Source organism: Aerococcus sp. NPDC058936 (genome assembly GCF_042741995.1).
Classification (GTDB): Bacteria; Bacillota; Bacilli; order Lactobacillales; family Aerococcaceae; genus Aerococcus.
In genome coordinates, this window is sequence record NZ_JBHYKZ010000010.1 from 1 (window position 1) to 17,719 (window position 17,719).

A 17,719-nucleotide genomic window follows, 5' to 3' on the forward strand; every position below is an offset into this window, starting at 1 on the left:
CACACCTGTTCCCATCTCGAACACAGAAGTTAAGCTTCTTAGCGCCGAATGTAGTTGGGGGTTGCCCCCTGTGAGACTAGGACGTTGCCATGCAAGATGAAAAAAACCAGTAGCTTCGGCAGCTGGTTTTTTTGTGGTCTTTTTTCAACAAAGGAAGGTTTAGACTTCCATTATAAACATGGCGTGGTCGATTTCTTTGTAGAGGTCGTTATGGCGCCATTCGCGTTCATAGGCGAGACTATTACTGATAAAATGTTGATTACCTTGCTTTATTTGGTGTCTGATGTGAACGTGTCCCATGATTGATTGTTTGATTGGATAATCTTGATAGAAAGGTAAGTAGTCATCGGTTGCGATATAGGCATTGAAGAAGTCGAACACCCGGTGTGGCATGGGAATAGTAAACTCAGGAATGGTAACGACATGGGTCAAAAGGATAATATTTTTGGGTTGATGGGCTGTCATCACTTGGTCTAAGGTTTCTTTGGTTTCCTGAGCGAATTGCTTAGAGACTTCTTTGTCAGTTGCTTGCCAATCTAGCCGAACTTTATCTTGCCAGGTGACGAGTTTGTGGCGGCCGGTCTCTAACTTTTCTTCTGTAAAAGCTGGATCATGATAGGCATGGTTGTACCAACCAGTATGACCAACAACAGCAGTATCCCTGCCCACAATTAATGCTTTGTTTAATATGCTTTGTGGGTGACTTTTAAAGGTGTCGTGGATAGTCAATGTATGTTTTTTGGTCGACTTTGCTTCCCAATAATCGTGGTTCCCCGGTATAAAATAAATCTTAGCGCCGGAATGGGCTTGTAATTTTTCCACAAAAGCAATGGTCTTATCGTAATGGTTAGAGATGTCGCCACCGATAAAGACTTCGTCCAGTGCTTGATCGTTGATGTAAGCGGAAAGGGTATGAAGAAAGTCTGTTTCTTGCTGGGTTTTACCGCGGTCGATATGTATATCTGATATAAATCCTAGTTTCATTTGTTTCACCTTTATTCTTGGAATCAACTCTATTCTACCATATGCCTTGATAATGCATATTAATTGAATTTCTGCGGGCGAAAGCATAACATGAGCTTATATACAAAAACTAGGAGGTATTATATATGGTAGACAATATTCAACCATTCACACAAGATGAATTTGAGAAAGAGATTAAGGATTTCCAAGAGATTACAGCAAATGTGGCTCAAGAGTTTTTAGAAGAAGACGAAGCTAAATTGGTATTTATTGGTCGCTCGACTTGTCCTTTCTGTCGTAAATACTTACCAAAATTAATCCAGGCCTTAGGCGACGATGTAAGCAGTACATACTATTTAAATTCTGAACAAACAGCAACTGATGATGCTTTATCTGACTTCCGTTTTGAAGTTGGCGCTAAAACTGTTCCTTCATTAGTATACGTCGGTGGCGACGGTAAATTTAAAAACTTAAATGCGGATTCTTCAAATTCTGTAGCGGAAATTGCGCAAGCTATTCAAGGGTAATGACAGCTTAAAGCAAGATTGGTAAATATATCTTTGTTAAACCCTTAAGAAAGAGTTAAAGCACATGAAATCGTTTGAATCTATCTATATTTTTCTTTAGACTTATAGGTATAGAAAGGTGTGATATTAATGAAAACGCCAAAAGTAGTGATGGGTTTCCTAGCCGCCGGAGTATTAGCAGCTGGATACACTATTGCACAAGTTCAAGCAGATGAAAATGCGCAAGATTTATATACAAGTAATGTGGCAGCATCTCAAGTTGAATCAGTTACAACAAGTAGTGAATCAACTAGTCAATCGGAACAAGCAAGCGCAAGTACTGAGGAAGTAGCCACTAGTGAGGTAGCTTCAGATACGTCTGAAACTGTAACTACTAGTGAGTCAACAGATAATACTGCAACTGATACTGAGGCAACAAGTAGTCCTATAGCGGAAACTACTTCAAGTGAAGAAGTAACTGACCAAACTGCTATAGAAACACCAGATGCAGAGCCTGCAGTTGCTGAAGAAACAGCAGTGGAAACAGCTGACCAAGCAGCAACAGAAGTTGCACCAGCAGCTAGTGAAGAAGCTACTAGTGTGCCTGACCAAACTGAAAACCGTCAAATCATTATTGATCGTGTAGGTTTAGCAAGTGATGCACTAGATGGTTATAGTGATGAGCAAATTGCACAATCACGGGTAGAAGCAGAAAACTTAGGTTCTGACCCTGGTTACTCTTACTCATGGTTATTGCAACAAACGCCAGCTAACGCTGCAACACAATCAATGTAAGAAATAAAATTAAACAACCACTTCCTTAAATCCATCGAAGATTTGGGAAGTGGTTGTTTTTGTCATTCATTCAATATTCTTCTAGTCGTCTAAGAAAGCTTCTATCCGTTTGATGAAGTCTTTTAATACAGTAATACGGGCGTGACGTTTGTCGACACCAGAAATGACTTTCCATGGAGCTTCTTTAGTAGAAGTTGCAGCAACCATTTCATTCATGGCGGTGTTATAGATGTCAAATTTATCCCTGTTTCGCCAGTCTTCATCAGTGATTTTGTATTGTTTGTCAGGGTCTTTTTCTCGGCCCATAAATCGGTCATATTGGGTGTCTTTATCGATGATAATCAGGTATTTCAATAGGAGGTAGTCCTGGTCAGTGATGTTGTGTTCCATCTGATTAATTTCTTCGTAAGCTTCTTGCCAACGGTAAACAGGCGTAAGGTTTTCGATTCGTTCAACTAAGACACGGCCATACCATGTGCGGTCAAAAATCGTCATCCGTCCCAAACTTGGGAAGTCTCGGTAAAATCGCCATAGGTAATGGTGATTCAACTCTTCATCATTTGGGGCAGCGACGGTAGCCACGTCATACCCACGAGGGTCCATCAACCGGGTTAAGCGTTGGTAATTCCCACCTTTACCGGCAGCATCTGACCCCTCGTAGGCTACAATAACCCCTTTGTTTTCTTGGTAAGCCCTAAACAACAAGTTGGCAGCCTGTTCTTGCAAGTCTTCCTTGATGTCATCATAGTCTTCTTTTGAAATTATTGGTGAATGATCAACTTGCCCCACGATATCTGGACTATTGCCAATAAAGTCTAAATCTAATTGCGGGCGAGTCAAATCGCTAGACAGCCAATCTTCTAAATTATCGATACAAGTTTTGAGGGCCAAACGGGATTGATCCTTTTGGTCATCCACATGTAGGATATGCCACGGCGTTTCCTCAAAGTTTGTTTTCTCCAAAATCTCCTTAAAGTGTTTACGGTAAGCCTTGTAGTTTTTCAACTGGTCCTTATCTTGCTTGGTGACTAAGACTTTTTGGTAAGGGTCTTCTTTCAAAGCCTTAATCCGGTCCGTCATTTCGTCCTTACTATGGTGGATAAAGAACTTGATGACTAGGGTATCATCATGAGTGAGTGCTTTTTCAACAAAGGAAATATCGTCTAAAACATGATTAAGTGTTTTCTCCTTCATATCCAGCTTGTGGAAGAGGTCATAGTAGAATGATCGATCGAAGAAGACGATCTGACCGCGTTTAGGCGAACGCATGAAGAAGCGGCGCAAATACGGGCGCTGTTCATCTTCCAAAGTACTTTCATCAAAGACGGCCACCTCATAATGTTTAGGGTCCAGTTCACGCGTCAAACCCTTGAGCAAGAATCCTTTACCAGAAGTCTCCCAACCATCCACAATCACCAGCATACTTTTCTTAGTTTCTTGTAGTTGGCGGTGCAATTCAGCAAATTTCTCACCTAATTCTGATCGTTTCATATCCTGTAATTCGAGTGGAATACTTGTTCTATTAGCGTTTTTGTTGGGTAACATCCGCGTCACTTCTTTCTTTTTGGCAAAATAGCAATGAATATTAAAGGTCATTTTCTTGTACATACATTATAAGGCATAAATGCAATAATGCATAAGGATTGTGCTATTTTCGGTAAAATAGTAGGTAATTTAAAGAAAACCTAGAGTTTTATGATAAAATAATTAGGAAGTACTATATGAAAGAAGGAAAACTGAATGAGAGATTTTAAACCAGCGGTCGATCACTTCCATGAAACGGCCTATAAAGACAAACAAGACATCTACGAAGCATTAGCACGAACCCATTCGCCACACACCTTAGTGATTACCTGTGGGGATTCACGTATTAATGTTGAAAGCTTGTTACAGGCCGACCCCGGCGAAGTTTTCCAAATCCGAAATATCGCAAATATCGTACCAGAATATAATGACCCAGACCCAATATTATCCTTACAAGCAGGTTTAGACTTCACTGTAACCTCATTACAAGTCAATAATATTATCTTACTTGGCCATATCAACTGTGGGGGCTGTAACACTTGCTTGAACCCACCAGAAAATTTTGACGAAATGCCCTATTTAAAGGAATGGATTAGCAAGTTAAATCCAGTCAAGGAATCTATCGCAGACCAATTAGCATCCTTAGATGATCCAGTTGCCAAAAGCGACTTGATGGAGAAGACAAATATCATCACCCAATACAACCACTTAATGCAATACCCAATCATCGCTGACCGTGTTGCAGCCGGAAACCTTAAAGTAGAAGGTTGGCATTTCCATACTGATGAAGGTTTTGTTGAAGTTTATCAGCCTGAAACAAAGACATTCACGCGACTTTAAGTTAAAATAGATATAAATGAAGCGTCCTTAAATCGAAAGGACGTTTTTCTTTTCGATTTGAAGGAGGGACAAGAGATGATGAATCCACAGAAAGATCAGTTAGAAGCGATCCAGAAACTGATCAAAAATCCGAAGACGGTTATTGGGATAATCTTAGCGGCGTTAGCAGTTTATACCTCGCAAGAACCGTGGAATACGGACGACCAGAACAACAATCAAAGTGATCAAGCACAAGTAGCTGATAGCGAATCAGATTCTTCAACGACTAGTGAATCTGTAACAGAATCCGCTCAATCAACAGACGGGGACACTGTCCAAGTGGCTGAAGACGGAACTTACACAAGTCCTGAAGAAGTAGCTGCCTACATCGACCAATATGACGCCCTGCCAGAAAACTACATCACCAAATCCGAAGCTGAAGACCTGGGATGGGAATCTAGCGAAGGCAACTTGTGGGAAGTAGCAGAAGGTATGGCAATTGGTGGCGATTATTTCGGAAACTACGAAGGCCTATTACCAGAAGAAGACAACTACCGAGAAGCAGACGTTAATTATGATGGCGGTTTCCGCGGCGCTGAACGCATTATCTATTCAGACGATGGCGACATTTACTACACCGACGACCACTACGAATCTTTCCAACAACTCTATTAATCTTAAGGAGTGACCAGCATGCAAACCTTAATCATTGATGGCCAAGATCTTTATGGGCAAAAGGACTTGCACGATTACATCGCAAAAGCCCTAGATTTCCCTAGCTATTATGGCGCTAATCTAGACGCCCTTCACGACATGCTAACTTCACGGCAAACACCCACAACCATTTACTTAGTTAACCTAGATGCCTTATCAGAACACCTAGGCGCGACTTACAGCAAAAAATTCCTCAAATTATTGTTGGATGTTGAAGAAAAGAATGCATTCTTGATGATTCTTAGGTAAGATGAAGACAAAGTATTTCTAGACGAAGCAATAAAACGAGTGAAGGAGGGAAGAAATGGGCGTAATGTTAACGTTAGCCTACGAGGTTGCGATTAAAGACCAACAAGTGGCCCTTGAAATTATCAATCAGGCCCACACCATGATTCAAAGCAAATTCCAACCAGCCTTAATGTCTGACAATATTCAATTAGACCATGCCATTCATAAGCAATCCATCCTATTTGCCGATGGTATGTCAGCATTCTTATACTACCGCCTTTTACAACAGGCCATTTACCCCATTCAAATTAATGGGGGGCTAGGTTTATCTGAGGATATTGCCCAGTCATTAACCTATTCAGAACAAGTATTAAAAGAAGCACAGAAAATGGGTGAAGGCTACATTCTATACAATGCGAATTTTTTTGAAGACGGCTTATTGAATATGCAATTGATTAACTGGCAAAAAATTGTCCGCGATCAAACACCAGTTGCACGGGTATTGGCTTTCCTTTATGAAATTCAAGTCCCTGTCTATGTTGACGGCTCTATGTTGACCCAAGATTTCTTAGGGGAGGACTTGATTGCCCTAGACCAAGCCAAACAAGCCCTATATGCGGACGATGAAAAATTATTATCTATGGCAGATATCAACTTTTCAGCCCGTAAAACTAGCAAGTGGCTGGAAGTCTTTGACCAAGTCGATAAAAACAAGTATTTCATCACCGGTTTATTTAAAAAAGGCTATGCCACAGCCGTTGCCAATATGACTTACATGACCCGGCAAAATATTGATTATCATTTCCGCAGTGGCCAGTTCGCGTTTGAGCGAGACATGCTTGCGGCAATTGTCTTACAAATGGACCGCGAAATCGCCGCACTAGGCTAGCCATAGTGGGTAAGTGGATAAGTCGAAAAAAATACATGAGGAAAGGTTTGAGAATCACCATTTAATAGGGGATTTAGGCCTTTTTTCTTTGGGATGGATTGTAAACAATAAGTAAAGATTATGTTTACAAAAACGAAACGTTCCCAAAGGTTTTTCTACTTGAGCAAGCGCGAAAGTCTTTGGTAATATGAAGAAGAAAAGAGCTCGGAAGAATCAAACCAACTAAACTGAACGCTAAAGGAAATATTATTGGGACGATGTTATCTGAATGGGATTGAAAGGAACAGGGTGAACGTTTCATGGAATCGTGGGATAAACATGCAAGTCGACGCAAAGCCAAGCTACAAGAGCTAAAAGAAAAGATTTACTTGAACTGTGTCAATATTGATGCACCCTTTATTAATGCATTTTCACTGGCGCATATCTTGTACTTAGCTGCCTTCTTTATGATTTTACTTGCCATGTTTATTTTTAGCGACTTTATCAACACCCACCAGGTAGTTATTGGACGTGTCATGTTTACCATTTCCGCTTTACAACAAATTCTCTTATACTCTTGGTATTATTTCGAGACCAAATTCGACTTAAAACAAGCCTTGCCACTACACATTTGTCGCCTATCAACCATAATGGGGCTAGTTTACCTACTAACAGGTAACCAAATGATCATGCAAGTCTTATTCTATTTCGGACTTTACGCTTACTTCTCATTCTTTATGCCTAGCCGTATCAACAAAATTTACCACGTATCAGGCCTAAGCTACTTTTTAAACCACGTTATCACGATTTTGATTCCATTCTTCGCTTACTTCACCACAGGATGGACACCCACAATCCGCGGTTTAATCGTGTCACTAGGGGCATTTGCAGTTTACTGGTTCGTCGCATTAATGGTCAACCAATCAACTAGCGGTAATTATTTCTACATGAAATACCGCCCAATACCAGCCTTAGAGAAAGTCAACTTCCCAACCTATGCAGTAGGAAACTTTATCTTTACAGTAGGCCTATTCTTGATTGGTTACAGCATCTTCCATTTCTTTGCCTAAACATTTTGTTAAAAGAATATACGCACGCTGAGTTGGGCGCTAGCTCGACTCAGCGTGCTTTTTTCAAGGACGGGCCACTCAGGATACACTAATAGTGGGGGATTCTTGTATGTTGGCGGTAGGTCATCGAACATAAACGCTCGATAAGACTCAACATTTGAAAGGGGCCAATCATGGGAATCATTTCGACTGTCGGATGGCACCGACAACCAAAAATACAGCCAGATTTAAGATACTATGAACAAGTCAAATTAATGAAAAATCGCTACACTAGACGGACTTTTCCCAATGGTGAATTTATCCTAAAGAAACTTCCCACTTCAGACGTTGGGGGCCAATTGGACGAGCGCTTGCTTGGGTCGATTAAAATTCACCGGGACCCGACGCCAGTGATTCAATACCTCAACGACATTATCGAGAAACAATACAACCCCTTCCTATTCATGTATCGACGGATAGTGGGGACGACTTTAAACCGGGACATTTCAGACGGACAAGTGACTATCCGCGAATATGACTTCCCCATTGAAGAACGGTTTATGCATGCCCGGGCATTTTATCCGGATGAAGTGCAACAAGCTAATGAGCTAGCGCCTGTAATCCTTTACCTTCATGGTGGGGGCTTTATCGGGACAACCTTTGATACTATTACCAACACATGTCGAGCCATTGCTTATAAAACTGGCGCCGTTGTTGTGGCCTTTCCCTATAGCTTGGCACCGGAGAAACCTTTTCCTCACGCATTAGTTGACGGGATAGCTATGCTTGGTTGGGTCCGAGATAACGCTGAAATGCTTGGCGTAAACCCTGGAAAAATAGCCATCATGGGCGATTCATCGGGCGCTAATATTGCTGCAGCCATGAATATCTATGATATTGAATCGGGCAACCACTGGATTAAACAACAAATCCTCCTTTATCCAATTGTTAATATGGCTATGAAAGAGACGCCGGGCTACGAATGGTCCTTGGATGAGTATGATATTCATGATAATGACGAGATTATTACCTTTATCGTTAAGTCGCTTGGAATTGGCGTTCATTATATCAATAAGTTATATGCTAAAAATGTGGACTTGAAAGACCCGTTGGTATCGCCGCTGTTTGCTTCGGATAAAACCATTCAACAAATGCCACCGACCATTATTGTGACGGCGGAATATGATTTTTTGCGTATTGAGTCAGAAGCCTATGCCAAACGTTTGTTAACTAATGGGGTCCAGACGTCATTTTTCAGATACCGGGGACTAGACCATGGTTTTGTAGATAAGATTGGCATTTTCCCTCAATCGGAAGATGCCTTAAATGAGATTGGCATCCGTTTTAGAAAAGCCTTTGGTTTAGCGGAAATGACAGAATCTGAAAGCCTGTGACCTTTTCCTTCAATATCTAAATAGTTTTCATGTATAATAAGGTATATAGTATTTTTCGTATACAGAAGAAAAAATGTGAGTGATCAACTTTAAAAGGATGAACAAAAAGGGAGTGTGTAAAATGTCTTATAAAATTTCACGAAAAGCTTCGGAGATAAACAAAGAAGCGAGTGCCATCCAACAGGGGAATACCCTAGCGATTTTTGGTGCGACTTTAGTTACTGGGGTTATTACAGGTTTGATTACTTGGGCAATTGAAATGATTACCGGAACAACTGATACGACAACCGCAACAGATTCTATGTTGACGATTGCGGGTATGGCGTCGATGATTATTACGATCTTTATTTCTTTCCCATTAAGCTTAGGGATTGACTGGTCGATTTTACGATTGGTGGATGAGGATCGTTTCCATATTGGGAATATTTTTGAACCCTTCCAACGACGTTATTTCCGGAATATCTGGAACCAAATTATCTATACGATAGTCATCTTTTTCTGGACAATCTTGTTTGCCTTAGTTCTTGGTGGTATTGGAGTTGGAATCTTCTACCTCACTGGTCAATCTTTAACACCGCCAACTGACTTAACAGCAGGTGATTATTCAGGATTAGCTGGTGTTGCAGTAGGATTAGTGCTTCTTTTTATCATCGTGTATGTGATTTTGATGACAATCATTATCTTGCGTTTAGCGATGAACAGCTACCTACTATTTGATAATGACCGTATTGGTGGCCGCAAGCCATTGAAGGTGTCTAAAGTCATGATGAAAGGGAACAAGTGGACCTTATTCTGGATTGGTTTCCAAAATGCCCTTTACCCAGTCTTACTAGGTATTGTGATGTTTGGTGGTTTAGGACTATTAGGTGCCTTCCTAAATAACGGTGGTATCTTAATTGCTATCTTAGCGATTATCGCGACTGTAGCGATCATGATCTTCTCCATTAAATATACAATCCGTCAAATGATTGCGACAGCTTTACTATACCGTTTAATTACTGACGAACACGGTGATGATTTAGACCGCCGTTTTCCAGAATTAGACCTAACACCAGACGCACCAGTAAACGAATACCACACTGAGCAACGTCCAGCCTTTACGGAAAATGCAACAGCCATTCATCCAGCTGATGATGTCGCTACAGGTACAGCTGCTAACCAAGCGATTAGTGAAACTCAAGCAGAGAAAGAAAACAAAGCAGCTGGCCAAGCTGACAACCAGGTTGGTGAAACAGCCGTTACAGCAGGTGCTGCCGCAGTATTCTCCTTAGCTGACGAAGAAAAAGCTGGCCAAGATGACGAAGTGACTGAATCTAGCGAAGATGAAGCAGACCAAGTAGCTGAAAACACTACAGGCTCATCTTCAGCCTTACGAGGTTCATACAAAGTAGGTCATCAAGATGCAGCTGTAAGTCAACCTTATCAAGCAACTTATACAGCAAGTGAAGGTCCTATTTCAGCCATCCGTCACCACTTTACGGTAGAAGCGTCTGATTACAATGCAGTAAGACCAGCACAAGAAAAGCCAAGCTTTGATTTAAATGCAGGGCCATCATCAGAATCAGCAGCTGTACGTCACTCATATGTAGTGGGCGGCCAAGCAAGTTCAGATGATGATGCAACAAACAATGAGGACCAAATGCCGGGAAAGAAACCTTATAACATTATGGGCTACAACACACCAGACCGTACCGATTTTGGTAAAGTTGAACAGGCTAAGGATGTTATTATAGCAGCAGACAAGGCTGAATCAGGTGAAGATGGTATGTTAAATCCTGGTGATTTTGATAAAGATGTGGAGTATGATCCAGAAATCGATCCAGATCATCAAAGCTAATTGAATACTTGTCAAAAACCAAACCACCACCGTTCTTTTATATAAGGAGGTGGTGGTTTTGGATATGTTGGATGTTTCCATGCAACTGATTGGTAATGTTGGCTTTCCCATATTTGTGTCGATTTACTTGATGACGCGAACAGAGAAAAAGCTGGATGACCTAATCGCAGCCGTCGAAAAACTAGCACAATAGAAAAAGGCGCCTAGCCCATTCAAATTCGAATGGGGCTAGGCGCCTTTTTAGTGCATATTATGCTATTTACTTAAATCTTGATCAATATCTAACAGAATTTCGTCAACTGCATTCGTTTCGCTATCATCAACAAGGCTCTCATTTGCATAAGGCGAGTTCTTTTGCCCGTCCCAAGCAGCCTTATGAATTTCAACAGCCACTTTTTCTGGAATAGATAATGCTTGAATATCCGCAATCGTGGCTTCGCGAACAGCTTTCATCGTCTTAAAGTGACGCAAGACCTTGGTACGTGTCTTAGGACCAACGCCGTCAATCCCATCTAATTTAGAAGTAAAGGATTGTTTACTCCTTGTCTTACGATGGAAGGTAATCGCAAACCGGTGGACCTCATCTTGAATCCGTTGTAAGAGATGGAAAGCCTGTGACCGAGGATCAAGTGGGATAATGGTTAGAGGATCACCAAAAATTAGGTTGGCTGTCTTATGTTTATCATCCTTGACCATACCAGCCACTGGAATGTCTAAACCAAGCTCATCTTCCAAAACTTCCCTGGCAGCATTCACTTCAATTGCACCACCATCCATCAAGATTAAATCAGGGAAATCCCCATCTTCTTTCAGGAGTCGACCATACCGGCGGCGGATAACCTCTTGTGTTGTCGCAAACTCATTTGATCCATCAACCGTTTTGATCTTGTACTTCCGGTACATAGATTTATTCGGACGCCCGTCCTCATAGGCCACCATCGCCGATACCGGGTTTGTCCCTTGGATATTTGAATGGTCAAAACTTTCAATGACTTTTAAGTAAGGCAGGTTCAAGGCTTCAGACAATTGGTCAACAGCACCAGTCGTTTTTTGTTCTTTCATGGCCAACAACCTAAATTTGTCTAGATGGGCAATCTTGGCATTTCGTTCCGCCATCTGCAGCATCTTGTGCTTGTCGCCTCGTTTAGGTGTCGATACCTTCACCTCAACCGTATCCGCAATCAAGTCGTTATCCAAGTTACCCGGCACCAAAATTTCTTTAGGCTTCGTATGGTTGGCTTCTTGGTAGAATTGGACGATGTAGGAAGTCAACTCCTCTTCAGGGTCAGAATACACTGGGAAAAGGGCCGAGTCCCGCTTGATAATAGAAAACTGCCGTAACAAGAATACTTGGATTGAAATCCAACCTTTGTCAAAGTAAAAGGCAAAGACATCACGGTCATTGTATTGCTTAGACATGATATTTTGTGGTTCCACCGTTTGTTCAATATAGTTGATTTGGTCACGGTACTCAGCAGCCCGTTCAAACTGCAAGTCTTCAGAAGCAGCAGTCATTTTCTCTTTCAAATCATCTTTAATATTCTTCACATCACCATTTAGGAAACGGCGAATCCGTGCTTTCTGCGCTTTATATTCTTCCACTGGCACTTCATGGTCGCAAGGACCAATACATTGCCCGAGGTGGTAATAGAAACAAGCCCGCTTCTCATTCTTCCCGCACTTACGCAAAGGATAGGTCTTCTGCAGTAAATCGAGGGTACCGGATGCCGCATAAATATTCGGATAGGGACCAAAGTACTCGCCACCATCATCCTCCACCACAGACGTGATAATCATCTGTGGATCACGCTCATTGGTAATCTTGATATAAGGATACATGGTCCCATGCTTCAAGCGAATATTAAAGTGAGGCTGGTGTTTCTTAATCAGATTAATTTCTAGCAGCAAACTCTCTTTATCCGTTTGCGTGACAATATAGTCAAAATGGTCAATTTCACTCACAAGCTGAGCCGTCTTACCAGTATGGGTTGACTTGAAATAGGAACGGACACGATTTTTTAAATTCTTCGCCTTACCAATATAAATAATCTGGTCATCAGCATTCTTCATAATGTAACAACCAGGCAAATCTGGTACAAGGGTTAACAAATTCTCAATTAACTCACTAGCCATCCTTGGCCTCCTTCCGTCAATAATAGCGGCCCTAATATTAGACCTCAAAGTTAAGTAATTTAATCAATCTAGGATTCTATATTTGAACATTTGTCATGGAAAAATTGTATTAATTAGCAAAGTTTATTAAGCATGATTGATATACATTAATTAAATAATGCCATCAATAAGTACGGCACATAGTTAGCACAGTATATGTGCCGTACTTATCTTGTTTTTTTTCCTATTCAATCCAAAATTATACCACGCAGCAACGATTTTTGGCAGTAATTTGCATGCTAGGATGGAATAGTAGCATAGAATTGGTATATTCCACCTTTGTGTTATAAGGATTGGGCTTGATATGGTAAAATATACAACAAAGCTAGCAAGTAAAGCGTGGTCCTTTTTCCAAGGGGCTACATGTAGATAAAGTAAATTTCCTAGGCTGGGTGAGATTTGAGTTTGGGAAATAAAAAACCAAGGAGGAATTATTATGACAAAAAAATCAGCTTTCAACACTTTATTAGGCTTGGGTTCCTTAGCGTTAGGAGCTGCTTATATTAGGTGGCAAAATTATACTGTTGGAACGACAGATTACTTTGTCGAGAATCCTCGTTTCAAGGACAGTTTGAATGGCTTTACCATTGCCCACCTATCTGACTTACACCTACCTGATCAAAATGTAGACTTGAATGATATTTTAGATCATGTCTATGATATGCAACCGAATATCATCGCGATTACGGGAGATATTGTCCAAACCGATGCGTCTAATTTAGACGAAGCGACTTTGTTTACATTCTTTAAAGCTTTAACAGATATCGCGCCAACTTTTGCGACTTTTGGTAACCATGACGCGGCGTCCTTACAACACAATCTGTTAGTTCGCACTATGGGGGCAGCAGGAATTGTTCACTTAAATGACCGGGCCATTACCTATACTTATAAGGGACAACCGCTGACCTTGATGGGCTTAGATGATAAAATGAACAAGTACTTCCTAACTGGGGATGCCTTGAGAACAGTAGATTTAACAGCTGAGCAAATGGCTCAACCTAAAATCTTATTGGCCCACCATCCTGAAGCCTTCTTGCGTTATCATGAAAATATCAATAAGTCACCTGATTTAGTTTTATCAGGTCATGCCCATGGTGGTCAAATTCGCGTGCCGGGAGTCGGTGGTTTATTCGCGCCTAACCAGGGGAAATTACCCAAGTATACAGCAGGTGTTTTCTATTTACCAGGTAATCCTGACAAGCAAATGGTGGTCTCACGAGGGATTGGCGCCTCAAGCTTCCCAATTCGTTTAAACAACCGACCTGAAGTGATTGCAGTCCATTTAACAACGGATATTGACCGGGCTGTTGACGGGTTGACTAAATCCATTGATTACATCACTGAGCAAGAGGGTGGGATAACCTTTCAGCAAGTAGAAGCCCAATACCTAGCCCGCAAACAAGCACGCGCGCAAGCGCAAGGGTACTTTTCAGTAACACCGGATGCCACAAGTAGCCAAGAAATTATTGAGGCCATTGATGAAGAAACAAACGCTGCTGCCTATACATTGCTACCAAATGAGGGTGAAGAAGACATGTCAGATCCAAGAGAAAATCCTTTTGTAGACAACGATGACTTTGATGACGACGTAGTAGACCGCACAAGTATTGATGCGCCAAAATACGAGGCTGACGATGACAAAGTACCGCATAATCCAAGTATTAAGTCGTCTTATATCTTGTTGGACCCAGAGACAAATGAAAAAACAGTCGTTGATGAAAACGTAAATGCAGAGAAAATTTTCTCTGATAATTTAAATGAAGATGTATTTATTGTGAAGGACCCTAAGAAAAAGTAGGGGTCACACACTTACAAGAGAGGGCCTAACCATGGCCCTTGTCTTTTGTAGGGGGTCTCAGAGCAATCGCAATTATTAAATCAAAGCAATAGATAAAGAAATAGAGGACAAAAATGACAGAGAATGATACACAAATGACTGGATTTGTAAGTCAATTACCTAATGGGCTTCAAGACAAATGGCAGTCAGCTGGCTTTGGCCAAGCAACTGACATCCAAACTGAGACCTTCCAACCGATGTATGATGCCCAAAGTGTGATTGCATCAGCACCAACAGGTTCAGGTAAAACTTTGGCTTATTTACTACCGGTCTTAAGCCGAATGGTGGCTGAAAGAGAGGCGTCTGAAGGTCAATACAAAGGGGGCTTGAAACTGATTGTTTTAGTGCCTTCACAAGAATTGGCTTCCCAAGTGGGGGACGTGGTCCAATCCTGGGCTCGTGCAGTTGATTTTAAGGCGATGAAAATTATTGGTGGCGCGAATGTGAAGCGGCAAATTGAGAAAATTAGAGAAAGACCGGATATTGTTGTCGGTACTTCAGGCCGGATGATTGAATTGATTGATCAACGTAAATTGAAGGTCCATGAAGTGGATACCATTATTATTGATGAGGCAGATGCCTTGTTAGATGAGGAACATATCGGCCAAACCAAGCAATTAATTAAAAAATTACCAGGTAGAGCACAAGTGGCTTTATTCTCAGCCACTGTGCCTGATACACTAGCTGGCTTAGCCAGTGATTTGTTGGCTGAACCAGTGGTTGAATTAGCGGCTGAAAAAATAGGTTCTGCCTTTGAAAAGCAAAGACAAGATGGCTATATCACCGTTCCTGTCCGTAAACGTGACGATATGTTACGACGACTTGCCCAAGTTGAAGGAATGCAGGCCTTAGTCTTTGTCCGTACGGTAGCTGAAATTGAACAGTTGCAACAAAAATTACAGTTCAACCATATTCAAACGGCTTACTTGCATTCAAAGATGGCGGCACAAAACCGTCAAAAAGCTATTGCTAAGTTCACAAAGGGTGAATACACTTACCTATTTACAACGGATGTGGCGGCTCGTGGTTTGGATATTGAAGACCTACCTTTGGTTATTCAGTATGATTTACCAGCTACGCCTGAACAATATACTCACCGGGCTGGGCGGACTGGCCGCATGGGGAAAGCAGGACTGGTCTTGACTTTCGTTAACGATCGTTCGCTTAGAGATTTGAGGAAGCAGGTTGGTGAGGATATTCAGCTGACAGCATTTTATACTTATGGGGGTCAGCTGACGGATCAGGTACCGAGTGCGGGCCAGAACGACGAAGACCAACCCCTTTTACAGGCAGAAAAAGAAGGGGTGGCTGTTAAGGCAAAAGCAGCGGTGAAAAAACCAAAACAAGTGAATAAAGCGGCACCGGCTAAGGCGCGGAAGAAGAACCGTAAGCGGGATAATAAGAATAAAGGGGCTAGACGCCACAAGAGTTAATGTGGACTGGTCGAAAGCCTTGGAATTCGATACAATAAAGTAGTAATAATCGGTTATATATTGAATAGTAAATGAATGATTTTAGAGGAGTGAATGTACATAATGAGCAACCGTTATGCAGTAATTCTAGCAGCAGGTAAAGGGACTCGTATGAAGTCTAAATTGTATAAGGTGTTACACCCAGTTGCGGGTAAACCTATGGTAGACCACGTTTTGACTAGTGTGAATGACGCTGGGATTGATGAAGTGGTGACAATTGTTGGTCATGGTGCGGAGGCGGTCCAAGAGTTATTGGGCGACCGTACGGCTTATACAACGCAAACAGAGCAGTTGGGTACTGGTCATGCGGTGCAACAAGCGGCGAGTGAATTGGCTGATAAAGAAGGTACGACTTTAGTTATTTGTGGTGATACGCCTTTATTTACAGCGGATACGATTGCGCGTTTGTTAAATGTCCATGAAGAGTCCGGCTTTAAAGCGACGATTTTAACTGCACCTGCTGATGATCCGACTGGTTACGGCCGTATTGTCCGTGATAAAGAGGGCCAAGTGGTGAAAATTGTTGAGCAAAAAGATGCCAATGATGCTGAAAAATTAATTACTGAAATTAACACAGGGACTTATGTCTTTGATAATGCCTTATTATTCGACGCTTTAAATAAAGTCGGTAATGACAATGCGCAAGGTGAATACTACTTGCCAGATGTGATTGAAATCTTGAAGGAAGCTGGCGAGGCTGTTGGGGCCTTCCAAATGGATAACTTAGATGAGTCCCTTGGGGTAAATGACCGTGTGGCTTTAGCGCAAGCTAACAAAACCATGTTTAAGCGTATTAACGAATACCATATGCGCAATGGGGTAACGATTGTAGACCCGGATGCGGTTTATATTGAAGCGGGCGTTGAAATTGGCGCGGATACAGTGATTCAACCAAATGTATACCTTAAAGGGGACACTGTTATTGGTGAAGATTGCCATATTTATTCAGGGACAACAATCCGTGATTCTAAGATTGGTGACCGTGTGAAAGTCCGTGCTTCTGAAATTGAAGAAAGCCAAGTGAAAGATGGCGTGGATATTGGGCCAAATGCTCACTTACGTCCGGCATCTGTTATTGATGAAAATGCCCATATCGGAAACTTTGTGGAAATTAAAAAAGCACATATTGGTGCGGGCACTAAGGTCGGTCATTTAACTTATATTGGTGACGCAACTTTAGGCAAAAATATCAATGTTTCTTGTGGTGTGATTTTTGCAAACTACGACGGTGTGAACAAACACCATTCAACAATCGGGGACAACTCATTTATCGGGTCTGACGTGACGATCATCTCACCTGTAAATGTTGAAGCTAATGCCTTCTTAGCAGCTGGTTCAACGATTACCAAAGATGTCCCAAGCAAGGCTTTAGGGATTGCCCGTTCTCGTCAAGAAAATAAAGACGGTTTCTGGGATAGATTACCAATTGGTAAAAAAGACTAATACTGCAAATACTTTAACCAAATTCACATTTATCGATTAGCTATTTAGCTAACAATCGTCGTTCTTCTATGGTAGAATAGGAACGATAAGAGTGTCTG

The 17,719-nt window shown here is 41.6% G+C and carries 16 protein-coding genes and 1 rRNA gene; 14 read left to right on the top strand and 3 right to left on the bottom strand.

What is annotated here, in order from left to right; genetic code table 11:
• A 5S ribosomal RNA gene (gene rrf, locus ACFW0C_RS08225) occupies positions 1–93 on the top strand; the annotation flags it as partial.
• A gap of 66 nt (positions 94–159) precedes the next feature.
• On the opposite strand, the gene ACFW0C_RS08230 is transcribed toward rrf, so the two are convergent.
• A complete protein-coding gene (locus ACFW0C_RS08230) occupies positions 160–984 on the bottom strand; it encodes a metallophosphoesterase (protein ID WP_378106832.1) in 825 nt (274 codons plus the stop codon).
• Between the two features lie 125 nt (positions 985–1,109).
• On the opposite strand from ACFW0C_RS08230, the gene ACFW0C_RS08235 reads away from it, so the two are divergent.
• A complete protein-coding gene (locus tag ACFW0C_RS08235; RefSeq protein WP_378106773.1) occupies positions 1,110–1,490 on the top strand; it encodes a bacterocin transport accessory protein in 381 nt (126 codons plus the stop codon).
• A gap of 129 nt (positions 1,491–1,619) precedes the next feature.
• Entirely contained in the window at positions 1,620–2,264 is a 645-nt protein-coding gene (locus ACFW0C_RS08240; RefSeq protein WP_378106774.1) for a hypothetical protein, read from the top strand.
• A gap of 81 nt (positions 2,265–2,345) precedes the next feature.
• Here ACFW0C_RS08240 and ACFW0C_RS08245 read toward each other — a convergent pair whose 3' ends face one another.
• The gene (locus ACFW0C_RS08245; protein ID WP_378106775.1) at positions 2,346–3,860 is read right to left on the bottom strand and encodes a phosphate:AMP phosphotransferase; all 1,515 of its coding nucleotides are present in this window, start codon (positions 3,858–3,860) and stop codon (positions 2,346–2,348) included.
• A 144-nt stretch (positions 3,861–4,004) separates the two neighbouring features.
• Here ACFW0C_RS08245 and ACFW0C_RS08250 point away from each other — a divergent pair, with 144 nt between their 5' ends.
• The 8 genes from ACFW0C_RS08250 (at position 4,005) to ACFW0C_RS08285 (ending at position 10,890) form a co-directional block, all read left to right on the top strand.
• Positions 4,005–4,628, top strand: coding sequence for a carbonic anhydrase (locus tag ACFW0C_RS08250; protein WP_378106776.1), 624 nt, complete (start codon positions 4,005–4,007; stop codon positions 4,626–4,628).
• Between the two features lie 75 nt (positions 4,629–4,703).
• The gene (locus ACFW0C_RS08255) at positions 4,704–5,282 is read left to right on the top strand and encodes a ribonuclease domain-containing protein (protein ID WP_378106777.1); all 579 of its coding nucleotides are present in this window, start codon (positions 4,704–4,706) and stop codon (positions 5,280–5,282) included.
• Between the two features lie 18 nt (positions 5,283–5,300).
• Positions 5,301–5,570 carry a barstar family protein gene (locus ACFW0C_RS08260; protein ID WP_378106778.1) on the top strand — a complete coding sequence of 90 codons (270 nt, stop codon included), beginning with the start codon at positions 5,301–5,303 and terminating at the stop codon, positions 5,568–5,570.
• Positions 5,571–5,625: 55 nt separating this feature from the next.
• A complete protein-coding gene (locus ACFW0C_RS08265) occupies positions 5,626–6,438 on the top strand; it encodes a hypothetical protein (protein WP_378106779.1) in 813 nt (270 codons plus the stop codon).
• Between the two features lie 299 nt (positions 6,439–6,737).
• Complete coding sequence (locus ACFW0C_RS08270; RefSeq protein ID WP_378106780.1) at positions 6,738–7,487, top strand: TIGR02206 family membrane protein; 750 nt, start codon at positions 6,738–6,740, stop codon at positions 7,485–7,487.
• Between the two features lie 173 nt (positions 7,488–7,660).
• Positions 7,661–8,860: an alpha/beta hydrolase gene (locus ACFW0C_RS08275; protein WP_378106781.1), complete on the top strand. Its 1,200-nt coding sequence runs from the start codon at positions 7,661–7,663 to the stop codon at positions 8,858–8,860.
• 121 nt (positions 8,861–8,981) lie between these two features.
• Positions 8,982–10,697, top strand: coding sequence for a DUF975 family protein (locus ACFW0C_RS08280; protein WP_378106782.1), 1,716 nt, complete (start codon positions 8,982–8,984; stop codon positions 10,695–10,697).
• A 64-nt stretch (positions 10,698–10,761) separates the two neighbouring features.
• On the top strand, positions 10,762–10,890 hold the full coding sequence (locus tag ACFW0C_RS08285) for a YvrJ family protein (RefSeq protein ID WP_003143129.1): 129 nt from the start codon (positions 10,762–10,764) through the stop codon (positions 10,888–10,890).
• A gap of 62 nt (positions 10,891–10,952) precedes the next feature.
• Here the strand turns inward: ACFW0C_RS08285 and uvrC are convergent, their stop codons facing one another.
• The gene (uvrC, locus tag ACFW0C_RS08290) at positions 10,953–12,830 is read right to left on the bottom strand and encodes an excinuclease ABC subunit UvrC (protein WP_378106783.1); all 1,878 of its coding nucleotides are present in this window, start codon (positions 12,828–12,830) and stop codon (positions 10,953–10,955) included.
• Positions 12,831–13,305: 475 nt separating this feature from the next.
• On the opposite strand from uvrC, the gene ACFW0C_RS08295 reads away from it, so the two are divergent.
• The 3 genes from ACFW0C_RS08295 to glmU all read left to right on the top strand — a co-directional run bounded on the left by ACFW0C_RS08295 (position 13,306) and on the right by glmU (position 17,621).
• A complete protein-coding gene (locus ACFW0C_RS08295; RefSeq protein ID WP_378106784.1) occupies positions 13,306–14,667 on the top strand; it encodes a metallophosphoesterase in 1,362 nt (453 codons plus the stop codon).
• 113 nt (positions 14,668–14,780) lie between these two features.
• Positions 14,781–16,139, top strand: coding sequence for a DEAD/DEAH box helicase (locus tag ACFW0C_RS08300; RefSeq protein WP_378106785.1), 1,359 nt, complete (start codon positions 14,781–14,783; stop codon positions 16,137–16,139).
• A 102-nt stretch (positions 16,140–16,241) separates the two neighbouring features.
• Positions 16,242–17,621, top strand: a complete 1,380-nt coding sequence (glmU, locus tag ACFW0C_RS08305) for a bifunctional UDP-N-acetylglucosamine diphosphorylase/glucosamine-1-phosphate N-acetyltransferase GlmU (protein ID WP_378106786.1) — start codon at positions 16,242–16,244, stop codon at positions 17,619–17,621.
• Positions 17,622–17,719: the final 98 nt, after the last annotated feature.

Bases quoted from the DNA above. Each gene is read 5' to 3' on its own strand.
- ACFW0C_RS08230 (WP_378106832.1), bottom strand. From the start codon at position 984: ATGAAACTAGGATTTATATCAGATATACATATCGACCGCGGTAAAACC.
- ACFW0C_RS08285 (WP_003143129.1), top strand. From the start codon at position 10,762: ATGTTGGATGTTTCCATGCAACTGATTGGTAATGTTGGCTTTCCCATA.
- ACFW0C_RS08260 (WP_378106778.1), top strand. From the start codon at position 5,301: ATGCAAACCTTAATCATTGATGGCCAAGATCTTTATGGGCAAAAGGAC.
- ACFW0C_RS08235 (WP_378106773.1), top strand. From the start codon at position 1,110: ATGGTAGACAATATTCAACCATTCACACAAGATGAATTTGAGAAAGAG.
- ACFW0C_RS08295 (WP_378106784.1), top strand. From the start codon at position 13,306: ATGACAAAAAAATCAGCTTTCAACACTTTATTAGGCTTGGGTTCCTTA.
- ACFW0C_RS08245 (WP_378106775.1), bottom strand. From the start codon at position 3,860: ATGACCTTTAATATTCATTGCTATTTTGCCAAAAAGAAAGAAGTGACG.
- uvrC (WP_378106783.1), bottom strand. From the start codon at position 12,830: ATGGCTAGTGAGTTAATTGAGAATTTGTTAACCCTTGTACCAGATTTG.
- ACFW0C_RS08280 (WP_378106782.1), top strand. From the start codon at position 8,982: ATGTCTTATAAAATTTCACGAAAAGCTTCGGAGATAAACAAAGAAGCG.
- ACFW0C_RS08240 (WP_378106774.1), top strand. From the start codon at position 1,620: ATGAAAACGCCAAAAGTAGTGATGGGTTTCCTAGCCGCCGGAGTATTA.
- ACFW0C_RS08270 (WP_378106780.1), top strand. From the start codon at position 6,738: ATGGAATCGTGGGATAAACATGCAAGTCGACGCAAAGCCAAGCTACAA.
- ACFW0C_RS08265 (WP_378106779.1), top strand. From the start codon at position 5,626: ATGGGCGTAATGTTAACGTTAGCCTACGAGGTTGCGATTAAAGACCAA.
- ACFW0C_RS08275 (WP_378106781.1), top strand. From the start codon at position 7,661: ATGGGAATCATTTCGACTGTCGGATGGCACCGACAACCAAAAATACAG.
- ACFW0C_RS08300 (WP_378106785.1), top strand. From the start codon at position 14,781: ATGACAGAGAATGATACACAAATGACTGGATTTGTAAGTCAATTACCT.
- ACFW0C_RS08255 (WP_378106777.1), top strand. From the start codon at position 4,704: ATGATGAATCCACAGAAAGATCAGTTAGAAGCGATCCAGAAACTGATC.
- ACFW0C_RS08250 (WP_378106776.1), top strand. From the start codon at position 4,005: ATGAGAGATTTTAAACCAGCGGTCGATCACTTCCATGAAACGGCCTAT.
- glmU (WP_378106786.1), top strand. From the start codon at position 16,242: ATGAGCAACCGTTATGCAGTAATTCTAGCAGCAGGTAAAGGGACTCGT.